The sequence below is a fragment of the Streptomyces sp. YJ-C3 genome, from assembly GCF_053891275.1.
Map to the genome: position 1 here is coordinate 5,071,729 of NZ_CM132685.1, position 18,737 is coordinate 5,090,465.

The window sequence follows — 18,737 nt, forward strand, 5'->3', positions numbered from 1 at the left end:
ACAGGGGGGACAGGGGGGGGACAGGGGGAAGGTGGATGGCCAGGGGTGTGAAGGGGCGTCAGATACCGGGGTAGACGTCCAGCCGGCCGCACATGCCGAAGCGGCCGCGGGCGGTGGGCCCGGTCGCGGCGACCCGGGCCGCGGCCAGATGCCTCTCGTCCTGTGTGCGCAGGGCTGCCAGTTGGTCGCCAGTCGCCGTCGCTGCGGCACGGGCGCCTTGGTGCCAGCGGCGTTCCCATGCGTCCAGCCGGGGGCGGACCAGTGCGGCGGCCGCCCGCTGGAACGCCGCCAGCGGCTCCGGGTCGCCGCTCTCGGTGGCGGCGCGCAGTTCGACGAACCGGCGGGTGGCCAGGTCGCGGCGGGCGCGCGCGATCTCCACCTGCTCGGCCTCGGGAACATCGGCGGGGACGCGGATCGCGTCGGCGTACGTCCCGGCGTCGGCGAGCAGGTCCTGGGGCAGGGTGAGCACCGCGTCGCCCGCCTCGGGCAGACCGCTGTTCTGCATCACGACGGTGATCTCCAGGCCGCCCGTGCTGGTCAGGCGGTGGATCGTGCCGGGCGTGAACCATGCGACGGTGCCCGGCTCCAGGGCGGTCTCCTGGTAGCCGGAGGTGGTGAGGGTCTGCACGGTGCCCCGGCCCGCCGTGACCACGTACCCCTCGCTGCAGGTGAGGTGCAGGTGCGGGGTGCCGCCCCCGGGCAGGCCGTCGACGGTGGGCCAGTCGTACACGCGCAGCCGGGACACCCCGACCGCCGCCGGGAACCCGTCGTACGTCGCGCTCACCACGCCCGGTCCTTCAGGTGCGCGGTGACCTGCTCGCGGTCCCAGGCGCCGTCGGCGATGTGCACGCGGTAGCCGCGGGTGAGGGTCTCGCCGGGGGCGAGGACGAGTTCGTCGTGGAACGCCCAGGACGGCGCGACCGCGGCGAACGGGTCGCTGCGCACGAACCAGTGCGCCGGGTGCGTCCCCCGCTCGCCCGCGTGGTCGTTGGCCGGGGCGTGCTCGAAGACGACCGTGGCGTGGCCGTCGCGGCCGTCGTGCTCACCGACGTACGCCAGCCAGGGGGCCTGGCTGCCCATCGGTTCGCCGCCGTCGGCCTCGGCGGTGAAGACCTCGCCGTCGCGGAAGGCGCGCGGGCCGCGCCAGAACAGGCCGGTGTATCCGGCCGCGGGGCGCCCGTGGGTGGTCGGGCTGCCGAACCGCAGGGGCTCGGCGCGCCGGTTGGTGACGGCCGAGGTCCAGGAGAGCGACCAGCTGCCGGCCTGCGGATCGACGTCGCACACCTCGATGCGCCGGTCCTCCTGAGCCCACAGCTCGCCGTCGTGCGGGTGCCAGGACAGACGCTCGGCGATGACGACGCGGTCATCCGCGGCCGACACCTCGTCGAAGGCGATGTGGGCCATCGAGCCGACCTTCTCCGGCAGCGCGAGGTACCCCTCGCCGTGCACGTAGGTGTTCCCGCCCCACAGGTTCTGGCCCGACAGGTGGGAGGCGGTCAGCTGCAGCCCCTTGTGCCACCGGTGGTCGTTGGGGCGGTAGTCGGTCACGAGCCCGCCCGACAGGGTCCGCAGCGGGTGTAGGTAGGGCTTGGGCGCCTCCCACGCGGCTTCGGGCCGGTACACGTAGGCGAACAGCTCGGTTCCGGTCGCCTCGTGGGCCACGGTGATGCGGTCGCCGTGGGCGTGGGTCAGTGCGAGCGTCATGCGTGGTCCTCTTCCTTGCGCGGTGCGGCGGGCGCCCAGCCCGGGGCGCCGCCGTGCAGTGCGGTGTAGTAGGGGTCGCCGGGGCCGATCTCGCCCGCGCGCACGGGGGCGCCCGTGAACGCGGACTTGTACAGGGCGGTGATGAACTCGAGGGTCTGGCGGCCGCCCGCGCCGCTGGTGGCGTGGCGCCGTCCGGCCTTGATGTCGGCGACGAGGGCGCGCAGTTGGGCCAGGTGCGAACTGGGCTCGTCGGTGCCGAAGTCGCGCCAGGCGGCGACCGTCTCCTCGGGGACGCCGGGTGCCGGGGTGATGCGCCAGTCGGCGTTGCGGTAGCCGTACAGATGGGTCAGTTCGACCGTGGCGTGTGCGCAGTCGATCCGGATCCGGCTGACCTCGTCCGGGCTCAGGACGCTGTTGATGACGGTGCCCAGGGCGCCGTTCGCGAAGCGGATCTGCGCCGTGGACACGTCCTCGGTCTCGACGTCGTGCACGAGCCGGGCCGCCATGCCGCGCACGTCGGACCACGGGCCGAGCAGGTCCAGGAGCAGGTCGGTCTGGTGGATGCCGTGCCCCATGGCGGGGCCGCCGCCCTCGGTGGCCCATCGGCCGCGCCAGGGAACCGCGTAGTAGGCGCTGTCCCGGTACCAGGTGGTCTGGCAGTGCGCCACGAGAGGCCGGCCGAGGGCGCCGCTGCGCAGCAGTCCGCGGACGTGGCGGGCGCCGGAGCCGAAGCGGTGCTGGAAGACGATGGCGGCGTACGGGTCGGCGTCGCCGCCCTTCTCCGCCGCCTCGATGGCGTCGAAGTCCGCCAGGGACGGACAGGGCGGCTTCTCGCACCACACCCACGCGCCGCCCCGCAGGGCCGCCTCGGCCTGCTGCCGGTGCACGGCGGGCGGCGTGCACAGCACCACGAGGTCCGGGCGCACTTCGGCGAGCATCGCGTCGAGATCCGTGGCCGCGTACGGGATCCCGAACTCGTCGGCGCACGCGCGCACCGCGCTCTCGTCGACGTCGACCGCGGCGGCGACGACCACCTCGCCCTCGGCCTCCAGCGTCCGGAGCGCGGGCAGATGGCTGGAGCGCGCGATCCCTCCCGTGCCGACCAAGGCCGTGCGCAACGGGGTGTTCGAGCGGTGCGGGGACATGCGGACCCTCTCGTGAGACAGCCGTGGGCGGGGCACTGCGGGCGGCGCGAGCGCGTGAGGGCGGCGTCGGCGCGAGGCCTGTGTCGGCCCTCTCCCGTGGGGACAGCGGCCTCGGCCCGCAGACATGCGGCGGTCGCCCGACCTGCCGGCGGGGCAACCGCTTTCTATCGGTGTTCCAACGTTGTAACCGCCGTGAGTCGCGGAGGTCAACCCTTCGTCGGCGATGAGATCGGGCGGGCACGGACCACTGGCTCTCGGCGGCAACCGATGCATAATCTGGGAGAACTTCGACGACGGGAGCCGGTCAGTGGCAGCGGTGACACTCAAGGACGTGGCGGAACGCGCAGGGGTGTCGATCAAGACCGTTTCCAACGTTGTACGCGATGCGCCACGGGTGTCCGAGGCCACGCGGGAGCGGGTGATGCGGGCCGTCCACGAACTGGGCTACCGGCCGAACCCGTCGGCCCGCCGGCTGCGCACCGGGCGCAGCGGGCTGATCGCCCTGGCCGTTCCGGACCTGGCGACGCCGTACTTCGCGGAGCTCGCCCAGCACGTACGGGCGGAGGCCGCGGCCCTGGGGCTCACCGTCCTCATCGAGGAGACGCTGGGGGACGCGACGGAGGAACTGCGCCTGGCCACCGGTGTCGGCGCGTCACTGCTGGACGGCGTCATCCTGTCGCCCCTGCGGGTCCCGCCCGAAGAACTCGCCGCCGTCGCCAACGAGTTCCCCCTCGTGCTGCTCGGCGAACGCAGCTACGAACGCGAGCAGGTCGTGGTCGACCACGTTCTGATCGACAACGTCGCGGCGGCCCGCGACGCCACCGAGCACCTGATCGCGCTCGGCCGCACCCGGATCGCCGCCATCGGTGTCGACCAACAGGCGTCGGCGACCAGCCGGCAGCGCCTGGAGGGCTTCCAACGGGCGCTGCACGAGGCCGGGTTGACCTACGATCCCCGACTCGCGCCCTCGGTGCGGGAGTTCGACCGCCGCAACGGCCTGGCGGCGATGCGCGCCCTCGCCGCCCTGCCGGCCGGGGTACGGCCCGACGCGGTGTTCTGCTTCAGCGACCTGCTGGCCGTGGGCGCCCAACGGGCCCTGTACGAAGCCGGGATGAGCGTGCCCGACGACGTCGCCGTGGCCGGCATCGACGGGTCCGACGAGGCGCTCTACAGCACCCCGTCGCTCACGTCCGTGGTCCCCGACAAGGCCGCGATCGCCTCCCTCGCCGTGAAGTGCCTGGCGGCCCGCATCCGCTCCGACGTGCCCTTGCCGTTCGAGGTGCACACGGCCCCGCACTGGCTGGACACGCGGGAGTCCACCGCGGGAACGCGACAGCAGCTGCCCTGATGAACGGTCGGCCGCGGTCGGTGGCTTCCACGCGCCCGAGCTGCCGCCGGCTCGCGGTCGGCCGCGTCGCCCGGCGTCACGGAGCGACGCGGAGCGGAATCCGCCCCGTCCGGCAGCCGTCCTCGCACAGCCGGCCCAGCTCCCTGCCACGACCGGCCCGAGTCCGGCGTTCCGCCTGTTCGGGCTCCCTTCGACCGGGTCGGCGCAGCGCTGTCACCGCCGTCTCGTAGTCTCTGCGCCATGAGCGAGGGGGGACCCGCACCGCGGGTGATCGACGGCCGGTTCGAGCTGGAGGCGCGGCTCGGCGGCGGGGGCATGGGGACGGTGTGGCGGGCCCGGGACCTGGTGCTCGACCGGGCCGTGGCCCTGAAGGAGGTCCGGCCTCCCGACCCGGCGCTGGCGGAGTACGACCCGCAGGCTGCCGCGCTGCTGCGCGCCCGGGCGCTGCGCGAGGCTCGGGCCCTGGCCCGGGTCGATCACCCGAACGTCGTGACCGTCCACCACGTCGTGGACCCGGGCGAGGCGGCGTTCCCGTGGCTCGTGATGGAGCTCGTGACGGGCGGTTCGCTCGCCGACCGGCTCGCGCGCGGTCCCATGGATCCGCGCGCGGCCGCGCAGTTGGGCCGCGAGGTGCTCGCCGCGCTGCGCGCCGCCCACGCGGCCGGGATCCAGCACCGTGACGTCAAGCCGGCGAACGTCCTGCTCAGACCCGACGGGCGGCCGGTGCTCACGGACTTCGGCATCGCGGCGATCCGTGAGTCGACCGCGCTCACGGCGACCGGCTCGATCATCGGCACCCCCGACTACATGGCGCCGGAGCGGGTCTCCGGCGGCGACGGCGGCCCCGAGTCCGATCTGTGGTCGCTCGCGATGATGCTGTACGTCGCCGTGGAGGGGCGGCACCCCCTGCGCAGGGCGACGACGCTGGCCACGCTGGCCGCCGTACTGAACGAGGAGCTCCCGCCCCCGGAACGGGCCGGGGTGCTCGCCCCGGTCCTCGGCCGGATCCTGGTGAAGGACCCTGCGCTGCGCCCGTCGCCGGCCGCGGTCGACGCCCAGCTCGCCTCGGCGGCGAAAGCGCCGTCGGCCGAGGACGTCCCGGCCACGTCGTACCGGCTGTCACCGCCCGCTCCCCCGGCGCCGTCCGTCCAGGACGCGGTCCCGGGGCCCGGCGCCGCCGCGCGGCCGGGCGGCGGGACCGATGAGCGGGAGGCGCGTGTCCGGCGGCTCACCCGGCGGCTCGCGATCGGCACGTCCCTCACCGGGACGGCGGTCGTGGCCACGGTGGTGTGGGTGCTCCTGCCGGACGGAGGCGCCACCGACACCGGAGGTCACGCCCCCGGACCGTCGACGGTCGCTTCTGCGTCCGCCGCTCCGAGTGCGGGCACGCGGCCTTCGTCCGCGCCCGGTCCGACGCCGACCGGCCGGACCGACCTGCTGACGCCCGACGGCATCCGCACCGCCCTGAAGGCGCTCGAGGCCGAGGCGGGGACGAGCCGGGTCAGCTCTCTCACCGTCTATCCGGAACACGTCTCGGCGCAAGTGATGGTCAACGGAAGCAGGACCCGCTACGACAGTTGGACCTACACCACCGAGCGCGGGGCCGAGAAGGGCATCATCAGCGGTTCGGTGACCTCCATGCAGAGCCCTTTCGACGTCGACGATCTCGACTGGGACGCGGTGCCCGCACTGCTCAAGAAGGCCGAGAAGACCCTGAACGTCTCGGATGTGACGAGCCGTTACCTCGATGTGCGGGCCCCGGACCCGACGTTCGGCACTCCGCTCCGCATGGCGGTCTACCTCTCGAACGCCTACAGCGAAAGCGGGTACATCGAGGCGGACGCCCGGGGCAGGGTGACGAGGACCCTGCCCGACGACAAGAGCTGAGCGTCCGCGCGGTCAGTCGGCGTCCTGGCCCGTCGCGCGGCGCACGGCCTGACGGGCCTCGTAGAAGTCGGCGTCCGAGACGTCCGGGTCGTCCTCGACCTCGCTCAGCCAGTCCTCCATCTCCTCGGGCTGCCACAGGTCGAATCCCTTGGGAATGTCGAGCGTCGTGGTGCTCGCACGCAGCTGCTCCACCGCAGCGGCTTCCTGGACACTGCGAGTGCTCACCTCGGTCACCGCGCCACGTCCTTCCGGTCTTCATAGGGGAACGGACGGGTGACCCTGCCAGACACACCCCGGATGTGTCCAAACCGGCCGCCCGCCCCCTCTCCGCTACGAGGCCAGAACGCTGACCCGACCGGCCAGTTCGGCCGAGAACACGGCGGCGGCCTGCTCCAGGGCCAGGGCGGACGCCGGAGCGATGACCGTGCGGTCCCCCTCGACGGTGATGTCCTTGTCGAGGGTGAACCAGCCGGGCACGATGTGGGCCGCGCCCATCGAGGTCAGGACCGGACGCAGCGCGTAGTCGATGGCCAGCACGTGGGCCGTGCTGCCGCCGGTGGCGAGCGGCAGCACGGTCTTCCCGGCGAGCGCGTACTGCGGGAGCAGGTCGAGCAGCGCCTTCAGCAGGCCGCTGTACGCGGCCTTGTAGACGGGCGTGCCGATGACGATCCCGTCCGCCTGCTCGAACCGGGCCGCGGCCTCGACGATCGCCGGGTGGCGGAAGTCGGCGCGCAGCAGCGCCTCGGCGGGCAGGTCACGGACGTCGAGCGTGCCCACCTAGTGCCCGTCGTCGACGAGGCGGGCGTCGACGTGGCGCAGGAGCCGGCCGGTGCGCGAGGTGGCTGAGGGGCTTCCGGAGACGGAGAGGACGACGGCCATGGGGAACCTTCCGGGTTCGGTGGTGCGGTGTGTACGGCGATGCGGTGCGGCGCCGCCGGTCGGGCGGCGGTCGTTCACCAGGCGCTGGCCCGCACGGAGACCTGGGGCTCCAGGTCGGCGCGCAGCGCTTCGAGGAAGGTGACGAGCTCGGCCGCCACCGCGCGGTGCTGCTGGTCGTTCAGGACGTCGTGGCGGGCTCCGCGCACGACGGCGAGGCGGGCACGGGGCAGGGTCTTGGCCAGGCGGTCGAGGGCGTCGTGGTCGGCGAGGGGGTCCAGGTCACCGGCGAGCAGCAGGTGCGGGACGGCCGAGCGGGAGTCGTACGCCGCGTCGAGCAGGGCGTCCGGCACGGGGGTGCCGAGGGTCCCGCGCCGGACCTGCGGGTCGGTGGTGAGGGCGCCCCGGTGGACGGGGCAGGTCGTCCTGACGTCCAGCTCGTCCTCCCAGCCGGCGCTTGCGGAGGCGGCCGCACTCCCGGGGAGCCCGGCGAGGACGAGGGCGTCGGGCCGGAGCTCGGGGGCCTCTGTGGCGTGGCTGTACAGGGCGGCGAGCGCGGCGGCGCCCGTGTCGGAGCCCACGAGCACGAGCGGACCCGCCGTGCCGTCGTCCGCCGCGGGCGCCGCGGCGGCAAGGCGCTGCCCGAACTCGCGCAAGGACGAGCCGAGTCGAGCGGTGTCGAGGTCCGCGGCGTCCGCGGCGTCCACGGCGTCCACGACGCGGACGCGGTAGGCGTCGGCGGCGAGTCGCCTGCCGAGCCGGTTGTACGTGGCGCGGGTCTCGCCCCGCCCCGGGACCACGACGACGGTGCCGCGGGTCCGCAGGCCCTCGGGCGCGTGGTGGTCGGTGTACTGCTGGGTCATGCGACTGCTCCTGCGGGTTCGGGCGCGGGCCGCCAGCCCAGGGCGGGGGCGACCTCGGTGGCGATGAGCTCGAGGGCCCGGATCGCGGCGTCGAGGTCGGGCACGGCGGGGTTGAACTGGGTGATCAGGTCGGTGGCGAGGGGCAGGACCTGTTCCTGGCCGAGCGCGTGGACGATCTCTTCGGGGTGGCCGTAGAAGCTGTGGAAGCGGCGCAGCGCCTCCGCGCGGTCGAGGCCCTCGGGGAACGCTCCGCCGCCGGCCATGCGCAGGGCGGCGCGGTGCACGTCGTCGCCGATGTGGCGCAGCGCGGTGCGCCGGTCCCGCGCCGGGAACACGAACCGCGACAGGCCGATCCGCGGGCGGTGCGGCCGGTCCCAGGCGGCGAGGTACGCGTCCGCCCAGGGGCGTTGCACCGCGTCGGTGGGCGCGTCGTGTCCGTAGGCCGCGCGGTTGAGGAGCAGGTGCGAGCCGCCGTTCGCGGCGTGCCGGGCGCCGGGTTCGCTGAAGACGCCCTGCCAGATCCGGTCGGTGAAGTCGCCCGGCGCGGGCTGGACGCGGAAGCCCGGCGCCCGCACCTCGTCACCGGCCAGGGCCTGGCGCAGCACCGCCAGGTGTTCGCTGGTGAGCTGCCGCTTGCGCGCGACGTCCTGGCCGAAGGCGGCGTACTCCAGGTCGCTCGATCCGCTGCCGACGCCGACCTCGACGCGACCGCCGCTGAGCGTGTCGACGACGGCGATGTCCTCGGCGAGCCGGACGGGGTCCTCCAACGGGAGGACGGTGACGGCGGTGCCGAGCCGGATGCGGGTGGTGCGGGCGGCGGCGTGGGCGAGGAAGGGCCAGGGCGCGGACAGGCCGCCTCCGCCGCCGGGTTCGTGGTGCTGGGCGACCCAGCCGATGTCGAAGCCCAGCGCGTCGGCCGCGACGAAGAGCTCCTGCGCGTTGCGGTACGCCTGTGCGGGGTCGTCGCCGCGGCCCTGGACGTGGGTGAGGAAGCCGAGCCGGAAGCGCGGCGCGGGCGCGGTCACGATCCGGCCGCGTCGAGGCTGTGACGGTTGGCGGGGACCGGCAGACCGAGGTTGCCGCGCAGGGTGTCGGCCTCGTACGCGGTGCGGAAGAGATCGCGCTTCTGCAGGATCGGCACGACCCCGTCGACGAACAGCTCCAGCTCCTCCTCGGTACGGAAGGCCAGGTTGATGCCGTCGAAGGTGCCGGCGTCGAACCACTCCTCGATGCGGTCGGCGACGGTCTGCGGCGCACCGACGAACGGCGAGCGGCGGAACTCGGCTAGCGACTGCGCTACTTGACGCAGCGTCAGGTTCTCCGTCCTGGCCCGTTCGATGATCTTCGCGGCGCCGGTGCGGCCGCCCTTCTCCGCGAGGTGCGCGACGTCGGGGAACGGCGCGTCGAGATCGTGCACGCTGAAGTCGTACGCGCCGAACGACCGGCCGAGGAGCGCGAGGTGCCGGTCGAAGTCGTTGTCCTCCTCGAAGATCTCCCGCTCACGGAGCCGTGCCGCCTCGTCCGTGGCGGCGACGACCGGACCGCCATGGATGAAGATCTTGATGTGGTCGGGGTTGCGGCCGTGGGCGGCCGTGCGCCGCTTGATGTCGGCGTAGTACTCCTGCGCCTGCTGGAGGGGCCCGCCGGGCGCGTAGATCCCTTCCGCCACGCGTGCCGCGAGGTCGCGGCCCTCCTCGGAGACCCCGGCCTGGAAGATCACCGGCTGGCCCTGCGGCGAGCGGGAGAGGTTCAGCGGACCGGCGACCTTGAAGTGCTCCCCCACGTGGTTGAGTTCGTGGAGCTTGGCCGGGTCGAGGAAGGTGCCGCGCTCGACGTCGGCCGGGAACGCGTCGTCCTCGTACGAGTCCCAGAGCCCCTGGGCGACCTGGACGAACTCCAGGGCGCGCCCGTAGCGGGTGGTGTAGTCGAGGTGCTCGTCGAGGCCGTAGTTCCTGGAGGTTCCGGTGTCGAAGCTGGTGACGACGTTCCAGCCGGCCCGGCCGCCGCTGATGTGGTCGAGGGAGGCGAAGCGGCGGGCGAGGTTGAACGGGGAGTTGTAGGTGGAGCTGGCCGTGCCGACGAGGCCGATGTGCCGGGTGTGGGTGGCGACGGCCGACAGGAGGGTGAGGGGTTCGAGCCGGTTGAGGTAGTGCGAGGGATAGGTGGCGTTGATGAACTGGCTGTCGACGATGAACAGGGCGTCGAACAGGGCGTGTTCGGCCGCCTGGGCCTGCCGTATGTAGTAGTTGATGTCGATGCTGGCGTTCTTGGCGACGCGCGGGTCCTTCCACAGGCCGTGCTGGCCGGGACCGCCGACACCGTACGGGTGCAGCGCGAGGTGGATCTGCTTCCGGGACATGAGGGTTCCTGTCTGTGGGCGCGGGAGGGGCGTGAGTGGCTATGCGTGGAGCAGGGCGCGCAGGGCCGCGCGTTCGGCACGGTCGGCCGGGGCACCGTGCAGGGTCGGCGCGGAGCCGAGGAGGAGGCGCGTGTACGCGTGGCGCGGCTCGTCGACGATGTCGCGGGCGGCGCCGACCTCGACGAGTTCACCCTGGTAGAGGACGGCGATGCGGTCGGCGACGCCGGCGACGGAGCCGAGGTCGTGGGAGATGAGGAGGAGCGCCACGCCTTCCGCGCGCAGCTCCTCGAGGATCTCCAGGACCTGGACCCGGTTGGCGGAGTCGAGCGCGCTGACCGGCTCGTCGAGGATGACGACGCGGGGCTCGGTGACCAACGCGCGCGCGACGGCGACGCGTTGGCGCTGTCCGCCGGAGAGCTCGCCGGGCAGCCGGCCGAGCAGGTCCGCGGTCAGCCGGACCCGGTCGAGGAAGGCCCTGACGCGGGTGGCCGCCTCGCCGCGCGGCACACCCCGTACGAGCAGCGGCTCGCTGAGCGATTCCTCGACGGTGAGGTCCGGGTCCAGGCTGCGCAGCGGGTCCTGGAAGACGTACTGGACGGTCCCGCTTCGGCGCAGGTCGCGCCATTGGCGGCGGCCGTAGGCCGTGACGTCCGCTCCCCCGATGGTGATCGATCCGCTCGTGGCGGGCACCAGGCCGAGGACGGTGCGGGCGAGTGTGGACTTGCCGGAGCCGGTCTCGCCGATGAGGCCGACGGTCTCGCCCGGCGCGACGCTCAGCGAGACGCCGTGCAGGGCCCGGCGTCGCCTGCGGCGCGGCCCGTAGTGCACGTCGAGGTCGGTGATCTCCAGGAGCGCGGGCGCCGGCCCCGCGGGGTGGTCGGTGCTCACGCGTCCTCCTTGACCGTGCGGAACCTGTCCAGGCCGTAGCTCTCGTGCTCGGCGATGAGGAGCCGGGTGTAGTCGTGGTGCGGGTCGTGCAGGACCGAGCGGGTCGGCCCGTGTTCGACCACTTCTCCCTGGCGCATGACGAGGACCTCGTCGCACAGCTGGGCGACGACGGCGAGGTCGTGGGAGACGACCACGAGCGCGAGCCCGGTCTGCGCGCGCAGGTCGGCGAGCAGGTCGAGGATCTCCGCCTGGACGGTGACGTCGAGGGCGGTGGTGGCCTCGTCGGCGATGAGGATGCGCGGCCGCGCGGCGATCGCGGCGGCGATCAGGACGCGTTGCAGCATGCCGCCGGAGAGTTCGTACGGGTACTGGCCGTGGACGAGTTCGGGGTCGCGCAGGTGGACCGCGCGCAGCAGCTCGACGGCGCGCTCGCGGGCCTCCCGTCGCTTCAGCCCCTGCTTCACGCGGACGACCTCCGCGATCTGGGCGCCGACGCGGATCGAGGGGTTGAGGTAGGAGGCCGGGTCCTGGAAGACGGCGCTGATGGTGGTGCCGCGCAGCTCGGTCCAGCGGGCGGTCGTCAGGGTGGTGATGTCGGTGCCGTCGATCGCGATCGAGCCGCCGGTGATCGCGAAGTGCGGGGGCAGGATGCCCAGCGCGGCGCGGCAGGTGAGGGTCTTTCCGCTGCCGGACTCGCCGACGATGCCGACGGTCTTGCCGGGGGTCAGTTCGAAGCTCACCCCGTGGACGATCTCGCGGTCGCCGGCCAGGTCGCTGATGCGCAGGTCGCGCACGGACAGGACCGGGGCGGCCGCATCGGCCGACTCCGGCTCGGAGGCGGCCGGTCGGGGCAGGGTCTTCTGCAGGGACGGGGTCATCGGGCACCTCCGGCGGTGACGGGTTCGGCGTTGTCGGTGCGGCGGGCGCGGGCCTTGCGGCGGTTGACCAGGGCGCGGCCCGCCTCGCCGGAGACGTCGCGGATGGCGTCCGCGAGCAGGTTGCCGGCCCAGACCGTCACCATGATCAGCAGGGCCGGGGCGACGGGCGCCCACGGCTGGTGGCTGAGGTAGGCCAGGTCGGAGGCGAGCAGGCCGCCCCACGTCGGGGCCGGGGGCTGGACGCCGATGCCGAGGAACGTGAGGCTGGAGACGATCACGAAGCCGACGCCGATGGTCGATGCGAGGGCGACCGCGAGGGGCGGGAGCACCTTGGTCCACACGTGGCGGCGCACGATCCAGCCGACGGAGGCGCCGGAGACGAGCGCGGCCTCGACGTACTGGGCACGGGCCACGGTGAGGGTCGCGGCGCGGGCCACCCGGTAGAACAGCGGGGAGACCAGGACGCCGGTGACGAGCATCGCCTGGGTGATGCCGTTGCCGAGGAGCGCGATGACCGCGACGGCGAAGAGCAGGAACGGCAGGGCCACGAGGGTGTCGGTCAGCCGCAGGGTGAGCCATTCGAAGGCGCGTCCCAGGTAGACCGACAGGATGCCGGGGACGGACCCCACGACCAATGCGGTCAGGGCGACTTCGAGGGAGCCGAGGACGCTGACGCGGGAGCCGTCGAGGAGGCGGCTGAACGTGTCGCGGCCGAGGTAGTCGGTGCCGAGCCAATGGTCCGCGGAGACGTCCGCGAGGGTGTGGGCGCTGGTGGCGAGGGGGTCCTGCGGGGCGAGCAGCGGGCCGAGCATCGCGAGCAGGGCGATCAGGGTGAGGACGATGACGGCGATCCGTCCGGACGTGAGCGTGAGAACGCGGCGCACCATGGGTCACACTCCTCTCTGGGAGGCCGGTGTGACCCGGGCCAGGACCAGGTTGACGAGCAGGTTGAACGTGACGACGAGGGCGATCGACACGACGAGGACGCCTTGGACGGCGGGGACGTCACCGGCCTGGGCCGCGTCGTTGGCGAACCGGCCGAAGCCCTGCAGGCCGAAGATCCACTCGGTGACGACGGAGGCGCCGACGAGGGCGGGGAACTTCAGGCCGAGCGTGGCGAGGGTCGGGCCGAGGCCGTTGCGCAGGACGTGGCCGAAGAAGATCCGCCGCGGGCTGAGCCCGCGGACCACGGCGCCGGTCACGTAGTTCTCCCCGTACGCGGCGATGAGGCTGGTGCGCAGCTGGCGGGCGACGTCGGCGATGACGTCGAAGCTCAGGGCGAGGGCCGGCAGGGTGATGTGGGCGAGCCACGGCCCGACGCCCTGTGCGGCGGGGACGTAGCCTGCCGACGGGAACAGGTGGAGTCCGACGGCGAACACGGCGACCAGCACGATGCCGACGACGAACGCGGGCATCACAGAGATCACCGTCACGAAGCCGGTGACCGCCCGGTCGATCCAGGTCGTGCGGCGCAGCGCGGCGAGCGTACCGAGGGCGAATCCGACGACCACGCCGATCAGGAGGGCGAACGTGGCGACGGACAGGCTGACGCCGAGGCCGACGCCGATGAGGGTGGAGATGTCGGAGCCGTTGGTCCAGCTGGTGCCGAGGTCGCCGTGGAGCACGCCGTCGAACCAGTCCCCGTACTGGACGAGGAAGGGCCGGTCGAGGCCCCATTCGGCCTCGACGCGGGCGACGGCCGCGGGGGTCGCCTCCTCCCCCAGCTGGATCCGCGCCGGGCTGAGACCGCTCAGTGAGCGCAGCGCGAACGTCACGAAGGTCGCGACCAGGAAGACGGGCACGAAGAGGGCGACCGACCGGGCGAGGGCGGCCAGGACCCGGCCCAGGGCGTGCCGTGTCCGGGAGCGCCGGGCCGTCACCGGGCGCCGCCGATGGTCACGCCGGTCCAGTCGATGTGGGCCGGGTTCTTGGGCAGGTCGGAGATCGACTTGCTCTTGGCGATGAGGTTCGGCTGGGAGTACGTGAAGACGAGGGCCTTGCTCTCCAGTCCGGCCCGGGTCGCCGCTTGCAGGGTCCTGGCGTACGCGGGCGAGTCGAGCGGGGTCCGGCGGACCTTGGCGATGGCGGACTCGAAGCCGTCGGGCTCGTAGGGCGAGCTGAGGTTGAGCGGGCCGTCGGGGCCGAAGTGGGCGGTGAGGGTCTGTGCGGCGGAGTCGCGTCCGGTGGTGGCGTACAGGGAGAAGGTGAGGTTCTTGGCGAAGAACGGGGTGGCCCAGTTCTTGTCGATCTTGATGGTGACGGTGATGCCGACCTTGGCCAGCTGCGACTGCACGATCTCGGCCTGTGGGTCCTCGGCGGGGATCACGAGGTCGAGCTTGATGTCACCGGCCTTGTGGCCCGCTTCGGCGAGCAGCTTCTTCGCCTTGGCCGGGTCGTAGGGATAGCTGTTCTCGGACCGCGGGTCGTAGGCGACGTAGCCCTTGGGGAACGGCTGGTCGGTGGCTTCGCCGTAGCCGAACGTCAGCTTGTCGACGAACTCCCGGCGGTCGATCGCGTAGCGGACGGCGTCGACGACCTTGTCGTTGTCGAACGGCTTCTTGTTGATGTTCAGGCTGATGTTGGAGGCGTTGAAGCCGGGCTGCACGAAGACGTCGAGGCCGGCCTTCTTGGCGGCGGAGGCCTGACCGGGTTCGATGTCGGCGAAGTTGTAGACACCGGTCTGCAGGCCGGAGATGACGGTGGAGGCGTCGGGGGCCGAGGTCAGTTCGACGTTGTCGATGTGGATGTTGTCGGCGTCCCAGTAGTCGGGGTTCTTCTTCAGGACGGCCTTGGTGCCCGGGATCACCTGGGTGACGATGAAGGGGCCGGCGCCGACCGGGTTCTGGTCGAGCTTCGCCGGGGACTTCGCGGCCTTGGGGCTGGCGATCTGCAGCACGCGCTGGCCGAACAACTGCGGTATCTGGTAGTCGACTTGGCTGAGGTGGACGACGGCGTCGAGCCCCTCGGCGTCCACGGACTCGATCGACGTGAGGTCGCCGAAGAGGGCGGAGTTCTTCTGCTTCTTGGCCCGCTCGACGGCCGCCTTCACGGCGGCGCCGTCGACCGGCTCGCCGTCGCTGAACGTCAGGCCGGAGCGCAGGTGGAAGGTGATCCGGTCGCCCTTCTTGTTGTACTCCCAGCTCTTGGCGAGGTCCGGGACCGCGTCACCCTTCTCGTTCGTACGCGTCAACGAGGCGTACACCAGGGCGAGTTCACGGAACTGGGCGCCGCTGCCGCCGACGACCGGGTCCCAGTGAGCGGGGAAGTACGACGACGTCCACTTCAACGTGGCGCCCCCGCTCGCGGAGCCGGCCTCACCGCCGCAGGCGCCGAGTGCCGGTACGAGGAGGGCGGTCAGGCCGGTCACCAGGCCTGCGGTGCGCAGCCGGGCGGCGGGTCGGAGGGGGCCTGCGGGACGACGGGGCATGAGGCGTCCGGGCATGGTTCTCTTTCGTCGATGGCCCGCTTCCGCCCGGGGCGGCGGGTGGCGGGGCGAGGGGCGGCACCCCCGCGACCGCCACGGACGCACGCCTCAACAGGCCTGCACGCACGGGGAGATGGGCGCGGCGGAGCCTTGGAGCCGAGGCAGGGGCGTCAGCGGATCACGGGGTGGACCGGGACACGGAGCAGAAGAGGTGGCGGCGCGCAGACGAACGCGCTCGGCCGGGGAAGGCGCAGCGGGCGGCGCGGGGGCCGTGGACCGGGTCGATCAGCGACAGAGGGCGCTACAGGTGCGCCGCAGATCCACGTAGCGGCACACCACACCGGGGTGCGTCGTGAGCATGTCCACATCCTGGGGCCGGTCGTCCGCCCCTGTCAATGGACACCAATTGGTGTCTCATTCGGCGGACAGTCCTACGCCGCTGGTCAACGGCCTGTCAGGGAGCAAGGGAGGTCCCAGGGAGGGCCGTTGAGCGCTCCCGGGCCTCCGCCGCGTCCAGCCACACCGGGCCGCCCGCGGTGTCCACCCGCACCGCGTCCGGTGGCGGCCACGGCCCGGTCGTCAGCACTTGGCGCTCGGGGTCGGTGAGGCTGCGGTAGCGCTTCAGCGCCCGGTCCGCGGGCAGCGCGGGCGGCGCCGTCGACAGCAGGCCGGGGGACAGCTCCTCGACCGCCGCGGCGTACTCCTCGTAGGGGCGCCAGCCGGGCACGACGCGTCGGCCACCGGAAGCGCGCAGCAGCAACGTCGGCAGGGCGTAGCGGAGTCGGCCGTCCGAGGTCTCCTTGGCCGCGCCGGGGTGGGGTGAGCCGCTGTCGACGGAGCGCACCTCGGGGACCGGCCTGCGCGCCTCGGCGCGGTCGGCCCGCACGCTCTCGCGCACGGCGTCGGAAGCCGCGTCGGCCCGCAGCCGCTCCGCGTCCAGGCCCGGCACGCCTCGTACGGCGAGCAGCGCAGACTCGGGGGTGTCGGCGGGCTCGCCCGCCACGAACACGGTCTCGCGCAGCCGTCGCAGCACGCGGTCGGCGACCTGGCCGCCCTGCGGCTCGGCCGCCTTGGCCACGAGGGACGCGGGCCAGGAGCTCGCCGCGACGCGGCTCAGGCAGACCGCGCGGGGCGCCTTCGTGTGGCCGCAGATCTCCTCGACGTAGCGGGCGTACCAGGCGGTCTCCGCGGCGGGGTCGGGCGGCGGGTCATCGTCGTCGTCGAACAGGATGCAGTAGGCCCGGCGCCAGCGGACCCGTCCGTCGAGCGCCGCCCGCAGACGGCGGAAGGTGGGCTCCGAACCCCAGGCCCAGGGGCACAACGGGTCGGTGTACTCGACGACTTCGAGAGCCGGCTCCTGTCCCGCACCGGGCCCGCCGGCCGCATCCGCGTCCGTCACGCGGCGCTCCGGGGGGCCTGTGCCGCGCCGGTTCCGGCGTCGATGCCGGTACCGGCTTCGGGCGGCAGCAGTGCGGCCAGGGTGACCCCGCCCAGAAGCGCCGCCGCGTCGGCCTCGATCCGCCGGTACATGGCGGGCAGTCCCGTGGCGGCGCCCGGGTAGTCCAGGCCCTCCAGCGGCTCACCGCGCAGGGTGATCAACTCGCCGTCGACGGCACGCGCGACGTCGAGCAGGGTGATCTCCTCGGCGCGGCCGCCCAGCCAGTAGCCGCCCTCGCAGCCGCGCTGACTGCGCACCAGGCCGGCCTTCCGCAGCTCGCCCACCACGGACTTCAGAAATCGGAACGGGATCCCCTGCGAGGAGGCGATGGACTCGCAGGTCAAGGGACGGTCAGGGACACGGGCGAGCTCCAGCAGCGCCCGCGTGGCGTAGTCCGCCTTCGCGGAGATATGCATGAGCACATCATGCCTGAACCCCCGCTCGCGACAAGGCCCTTCACCCCCGCCCGCCGGTATGTTTCGGGAACATTGCCGCAGGTGAGACCCATTGGACACCTCTTGACATCCTTTTCGGGGGAGCTCTAGCGTCCCGGCCATGAGCGATGCGCTGACCACCCCTGGCGAAGGCTTCCACCCGCATCTCCACGATGCCCCGAACCCGTCGGCCGCTCCGCTGCGGACGCGCCTGCACCACATCCGCGCCGACGCCCTGGACGGCGACACGGCGCAGACGGGCGGCATGCGCCGCTTCGCCGCCGTCAGCGGGAACACGGTGGGCTCGGAGAAGCTCTGGATGGGCCAGACCCATGTCGCCCCCGCGACGTCGTCCTCCGACCACCATCACGGCGAGTCCGAGACCGCCATCTACGTGGTCAGCGGTCACCCCGAGTTCGTCTTCCTCGAGGACTCGGGCGACGGCGAGGAGGAGATCCGGTTGCGCACCTCCCCCGGCGACTACATCTTCGTACCGCCGTACGTGCCGCACCGCGAGGAGAACCCCGACCCGGCCGACGAAGCCGTGGTCGTCATCGCGCGCAGCACCCAGGAGGCGATCGTGGTGAATCTGCCGAAGCTGCACGCGCTGCCCGGCCAGCAGGACTGAGGCCGGCCGCACGACCGGCCGCGGCAAGCACCCGACCGCGGAATTCACCCGTTCGGCCCTGCGACGGCGCCCCCGACGGGCGCTCCCCTCATGCGACCCCAACGCTCTGAGTACGACTGATCTCAACGTATTGGGGTGGTTGCCATGCGAACCAGAGCGCTGGCCTCGGAGTTCGTCGGAACCCTGCTTCTGGTCTTCTTCGCCGTGGGCTCGGCGGTCCTGGGAGCCGAGTACATCGGCACCCTCGGCATCGCGTTGGCCTTCGGCTTCACGCTCCTGGCGTTGGCCTACTCGCTCGGCCCGATCTCGGGGTGCCATGTCAACCCGGCAGTGACGCTGGGCATGCTGTGCGCACGCCGCATCGACGTGCGCACGGCGGTCTCGTACTGGATCGCCCAGTTCGTCGGCGGCATCGCCGGAGCGGCGCTCCTCTTCCTGCTGGCCAAGCAGGTGCCCGGCTTCCGGGCCTCCGGCGCCTTCGGCAGCAACGGCTACGGATCGCGGTCCGCGGTGCACATCAACACCGGTGGCGCGTTCCTCGCCGAGGTCGTCCTGACCTTCCTGCTGGTGTTCGTGGTACTCGCCGTGACGCACCGCGTCGCCGTCACCGGCTTCGACGGCCTGCCGATCGGCATCGCGCTCGCCGTCATCCACCTGGTCGGCATCCCGCTGACCGGTACGTCCGTCAACCCGGCGCGCAGCCTCGGCCCGGCCCTGTTCGCCGGCGGTGCCGCGCTGTCGCAGCTGTGGCTGTTCATCGTCGCGCCGCTGGTCGGCGGCGCACTCGCCGCGGTCGTGCACCAGGTGACGCACCCGGCGGGCGAGGACCGCACGATCGCCGACGAGGTGTCGGCGGCCTGACCCG

At 72.9% G+C, this 18,737-nt stretch carries 18 protein-coding genes and 1 pseudogene; 4 read left to right on the forward strand and 15 right to left on the reverse strand.

From position 1 onward, the window contains the following. Window positions 1–58 precede the first annotated feature (58 nt). Genes ACVHNB_RS22640 through ACVHNB_RS22650 form a run of 3 tightly spaced genes read right to left on the reverse strand, consistent with a single transcriptional unit; the run spans window position 59 to window position 2,849 of the window. Window positions 59–787, reverse strand: a complete 729-nt coding sequence (locus ACVHNB_RS22640) for a cupin domain-containing protein (RefSeq protein ID WP_428956886.1) — start codon at window positions 785–787, stop codon at window positions 59–61. Continuing rightward, window positions 781–1,704 carry a DUF6807 domain-containing protein gene (locus ACVHNB_RS22645; RefSeq protein WP_428956885.1) on the reverse strand — a complete coding sequence of 308 codons (924 nt, stop codon included), beginning with the start codon at window positions 1,702–1,704 and terminating at the stop codon, window positions 781–783. The genes ACVHNB_RS22640 and ACVHNB_RS22645 overlap by 7 nt, the downstream gene beginning before the upstream one ends. Next, entirely contained in the window at window positions 1,701–2,849 is a 1,149-nt protein-coding gene (locus ACVHNB_RS22650; RefSeq protein ID WP_456225718.1) for a Gfo/Idh/MocA family protein, read from the reverse strand. The genes ACVHNB_RS22645 and ACVHNB_RS22650 overlap by 4 nt, the downstream gene beginning before the upstream one ends. 307 nt (window positions 2,850–3,156) lie before the next feature. Between ACVHNB_RS22650 and ACVHNB_RS22655 the strand changes: the two genes are divergently transcribed. Together ACVHNB_RS22655 and ACVHNB_RS22660 are read left to right on the forward strand one after the other, a co-directional pair. After that, window positions 3,157–4,197, forward strand: a complete 1,041-nt coding sequence (locus tag ACVHNB_RS22655; protein ID WP_428956883.1) for a LacI family DNA-binding transcriptional regulator — start codon at window positions 3,157–3,159, stop codon at window positions 4,195–4,197. A gap of 240 nt (window positions 4,198–4,437) precedes the next feature. Next, complete coding sequence (locus ACVHNB_RS22660; protein WP_456225719.1) at window positions 4,438–6,084, forward strand: serine/threonine-protein kinase; 1,647 nt, start codon at window positions 4,438–4,440, stop codon at window positions 6,082–6,084. A 12-nt stretch (window positions 6,085–6,096) separates the two neighbouring features. Here the strand turns inward: ACVHNB_RS22660 and ACVHNB_RS22665 are convergent, their stop codons facing one another. From ACVHNB_RS22665 to ACVHNB_RS22720, 12 genes and pseudogenes are all read right to left on the reverse strand, one after another. Continuing rightward, window positions 6,097–6,309 (reverse strand): hypothetical protein, encoded by a 213-nt coding sequence (locus tag ACVHNB_RS22665; RefSeq protein WP_428956881.1) that lies wholly within the window; start codon window positions 6,307–6,309, stop codon window positions 6,097–6,099. A 105-nt stretch (window positions 6,310–6,414) separates the two neighbouring features. Further along, a pseudogene (ssuE, locus tag ACVHNB_RS22670) lies at window positions 6,415–6,963 on the reverse strand (NADPH-dependent FMN reductase). Window positions 6,964–7,037: 74 nt separating this feature from the next. Beyond that, the gene (locus tag ACVHNB_RS22675; protein WP_456225720.1) at window positions 7,038–7,823 is read right to left on the reverse strand and encodes an alpha/beta hydrolase; all 786 of its coding nucleotides are present in this window, start codon (window positions 7,821–7,823) and stop codon (window positions 7,038–7,040) included. After that, a complete protein-coding gene (locus ACVHNB_RS22680; protein WP_456225721.1) occupies window positions 7,820–8,848 on the reverse strand; it encodes an LLM class flavin-dependent oxidoreductase in 1,029 nt (342 codons plus the stop codon). The genes ACVHNB_RS22675 and ACVHNB_RS22680 overlap by 4 nt, the downstream gene beginning before the upstream one ends. After that, the gene (locus ACVHNB_RS22685) at window positions 8,845–10,182 is read right to left on the reverse strand and encodes an LLM class flavin-dependent oxidoreductase (protein ID WP_456225722.1); all 1,338 of its coding nucleotides are present in this window, start codon (window positions 10,180–10,182) and stop codon (window positions 8,845–8,847) included. Before ACVHNB_RS22685 ends, ACVHNB_RS22680 begins: the two co-directional genes overlap by 4 nt. Before the next feature lie 39 nt (window positions 10,183–10,221). Further along, window positions 10,222–11,070 carry an ABC transporter ATP-binding protein gene (locus ACVHNB_RS22690; RefSeq protein WP_428956876.1) on the reverse strand — a complete coding sequence of 283 codons (849 nt, stop codon included), beginning with the start codon at window positions 11,068–11,070 and terminating at the stop codon, window positions 10,222–10,224. Next, entirely contained in the window at window positions 11,067–11,948 is an 882-nt protein-coding gene (locus ACVHNB_RS22695) for an ABC transporter ATP-binding protein (protein ID WP_428956875.1), read from the reverse strand. Before ACVHNB_RS22695 ends, ACVHNB_RS22690 begins: the two co-directional genes overlap by 4 nt. Beyond that, the gene (locus tag ACVHNB_RS22700) at window positions 11,945–12,835 is read right to left on the reverse strand and encodes an ABC transporter permease (protein WP_456225723.1); all 891 of its coding nucleotides are present in this window, start codon (window positions 12,833–12,835) and stop codon (window positions 11,945–11,947) included. Before ACVHNB_RS22700 ends, ACVHNB_RS22695 begins: the two co-directional genes overlap by 4 nt. A 3-nt stretch (window positions 12,836–12,838) precedes the next feature. Then, window positions 12,839–13,828 carry an ABC transporter permease gene (locus ACVHNB_RS22705; protein ID WP_428956873.1) on the reverse strand — a complete coding sequence of 330 codons (990 nt, stop codon included), beginning with the start codon at window positions 13,826–13,828 and terminating at the stop codon, window positions 12,839–12,841. Further along, entirely contained in the window at window positions 13,825–15,390 is a 1,566-nt protein-coding gene (locus tag ACVHNB_RS22710) for an ABC transporter substrate-binding protein (RefSeq protein ID WP_428956872.1), read from the reverse strand. Before ACVHNB_RS22710 ends, ACVHNB_RS22705 begins: the two co-directional genes overlap by 4 nt. Window positions 15,391–15,826: 436 nt before the next feature. Then, a complete protein-coding gene (locus ACVHNB_RS22715) occupies window positions 15,827–16,771 on the reverse strand; it encodes a DsbA family oxidoreductase (protein WP_456225724.1) in 945 nt (314 codons plus the stop codon). Then, window positions 16,768–17,226, reverse strand: a complete 459-nt coding sequence (locus ACVHNB_RS22720) for an RrF2 family transcriptional regulator (RefSeq protein WP_456225725.1) — start codon at window positions 17,224–17,226, stop codon at window positions 16,768–16,770. The genes ACVHNB_RS22715 and ACVHNB_RS22720 overlap by 4 nt, the downstream gene beginning before the upstream one ends. 139 nt (window positions 17,227–17,365) lie before the next feature. On the opposite strand from ACVHNB_RS22720, the gene ACVHNB_RS22725 reads away from it, so the two are divergent. After that, entirely contained in the window at window positions 17,366–17,872 is a 507-nt protein-coding gene (locus tag ACVHNB_RS22725) for a cupin domain-containing protein (RefSeq protein WP_428956869.1), read from the forward strand. Window positions 17,873–18,016: 144 nt separating this feature from the next. Beyond that, window positions 18,017–18,733: an MIP family channel protein gene (locus ACVHNB_RS22730; protein WP_428956868.1), complete on the forward strand. Its 717-nt coding sequence runs from the start codon at window positions 18,017–18,019 to the stop codon at window positions 18,731–18,733. Window positions 18,734–18,737: the final 4 nt, after the last annotated feature.

Coding starts and splice junctions, on each gene's coding strand:
- ACVHNB_RS22645 (WP_428956885.1), bottom strand. CDS start 1,704: ATGACGCTCGCACTGACCCACGCCCACGGCGACCGCATCACCGTGGCC.
- ACVHNB_RS22650 (WP_456225718.1), bottom strand. CDS start 2,849: ATGTCCCCGCACCGCTCGAACACCCCGTTGCGCACGGCCTTGGTCGGC.
- ACVHNB_RS22660 (WP_456225719.1), top strand. CDS start 4,438: ATGAGCGAGGGGGGACCCGCACCGCGGGTGATCGACGGCCGGTTCGAG.
- ACVHNB_RS22675 (WP_456225720.1), bottom strand. CDS start 7,823: ATGACCCAGCAGTACACCGACCACCACGCGCCCGAGGGCCTGCGGACC.
- ACVHNB_RS22685 (WP_456225722.1), bottom strand. CDS start 10,182: ATGTCCCGGAAGCAGATCCACCTCGCGCTGCACCCGTACGGTGTCGGC.
- ACVHNB_RS22695 (WP_428956875.1), bottom strand. CDS start 11,948: ATGACCCCGTCCCTGCAGAAGACCCTGCCCCGACCGGCCGCCTCCGAG.
- ACVHNB_RS22700 (WP_456225723.1), bottom strand. CDS start 12,835: ATGGTGCGCCGCGTTCTCACGCTCACGTCCGGACGGATCGCCGTCATC.
- ACVHNB_RS22710 (WP_428956872.1), bottom strand. CDS start 15,390: ATGCCCGGACGCCTCATGCCCCGTCGTCCCGCAGGCCCCCTCCGACCC.
- ACVHNB_RS22720 (WP_456225725.1), bottom strand. CDS start 17,226: ATGCATATCTCCGCGAAGGCGGACTACGCCACGCGGGCGCTGCTGGAG.
- ACVHNB_RS22725 (WP_428956869.1), top strand. CDS start 17,366: ATGAGCGATGCGCTGACCACCCCTGGCGAAGGCTTCCACCCGCATCTC.
- ACVHNB_RS22730 (WP_428956868.1), top strand. CDS start 18,017: ATGCGAACCAGAGCGCTGGCCTCGGAGTTCGTCGGAACCCTGCTTCTG.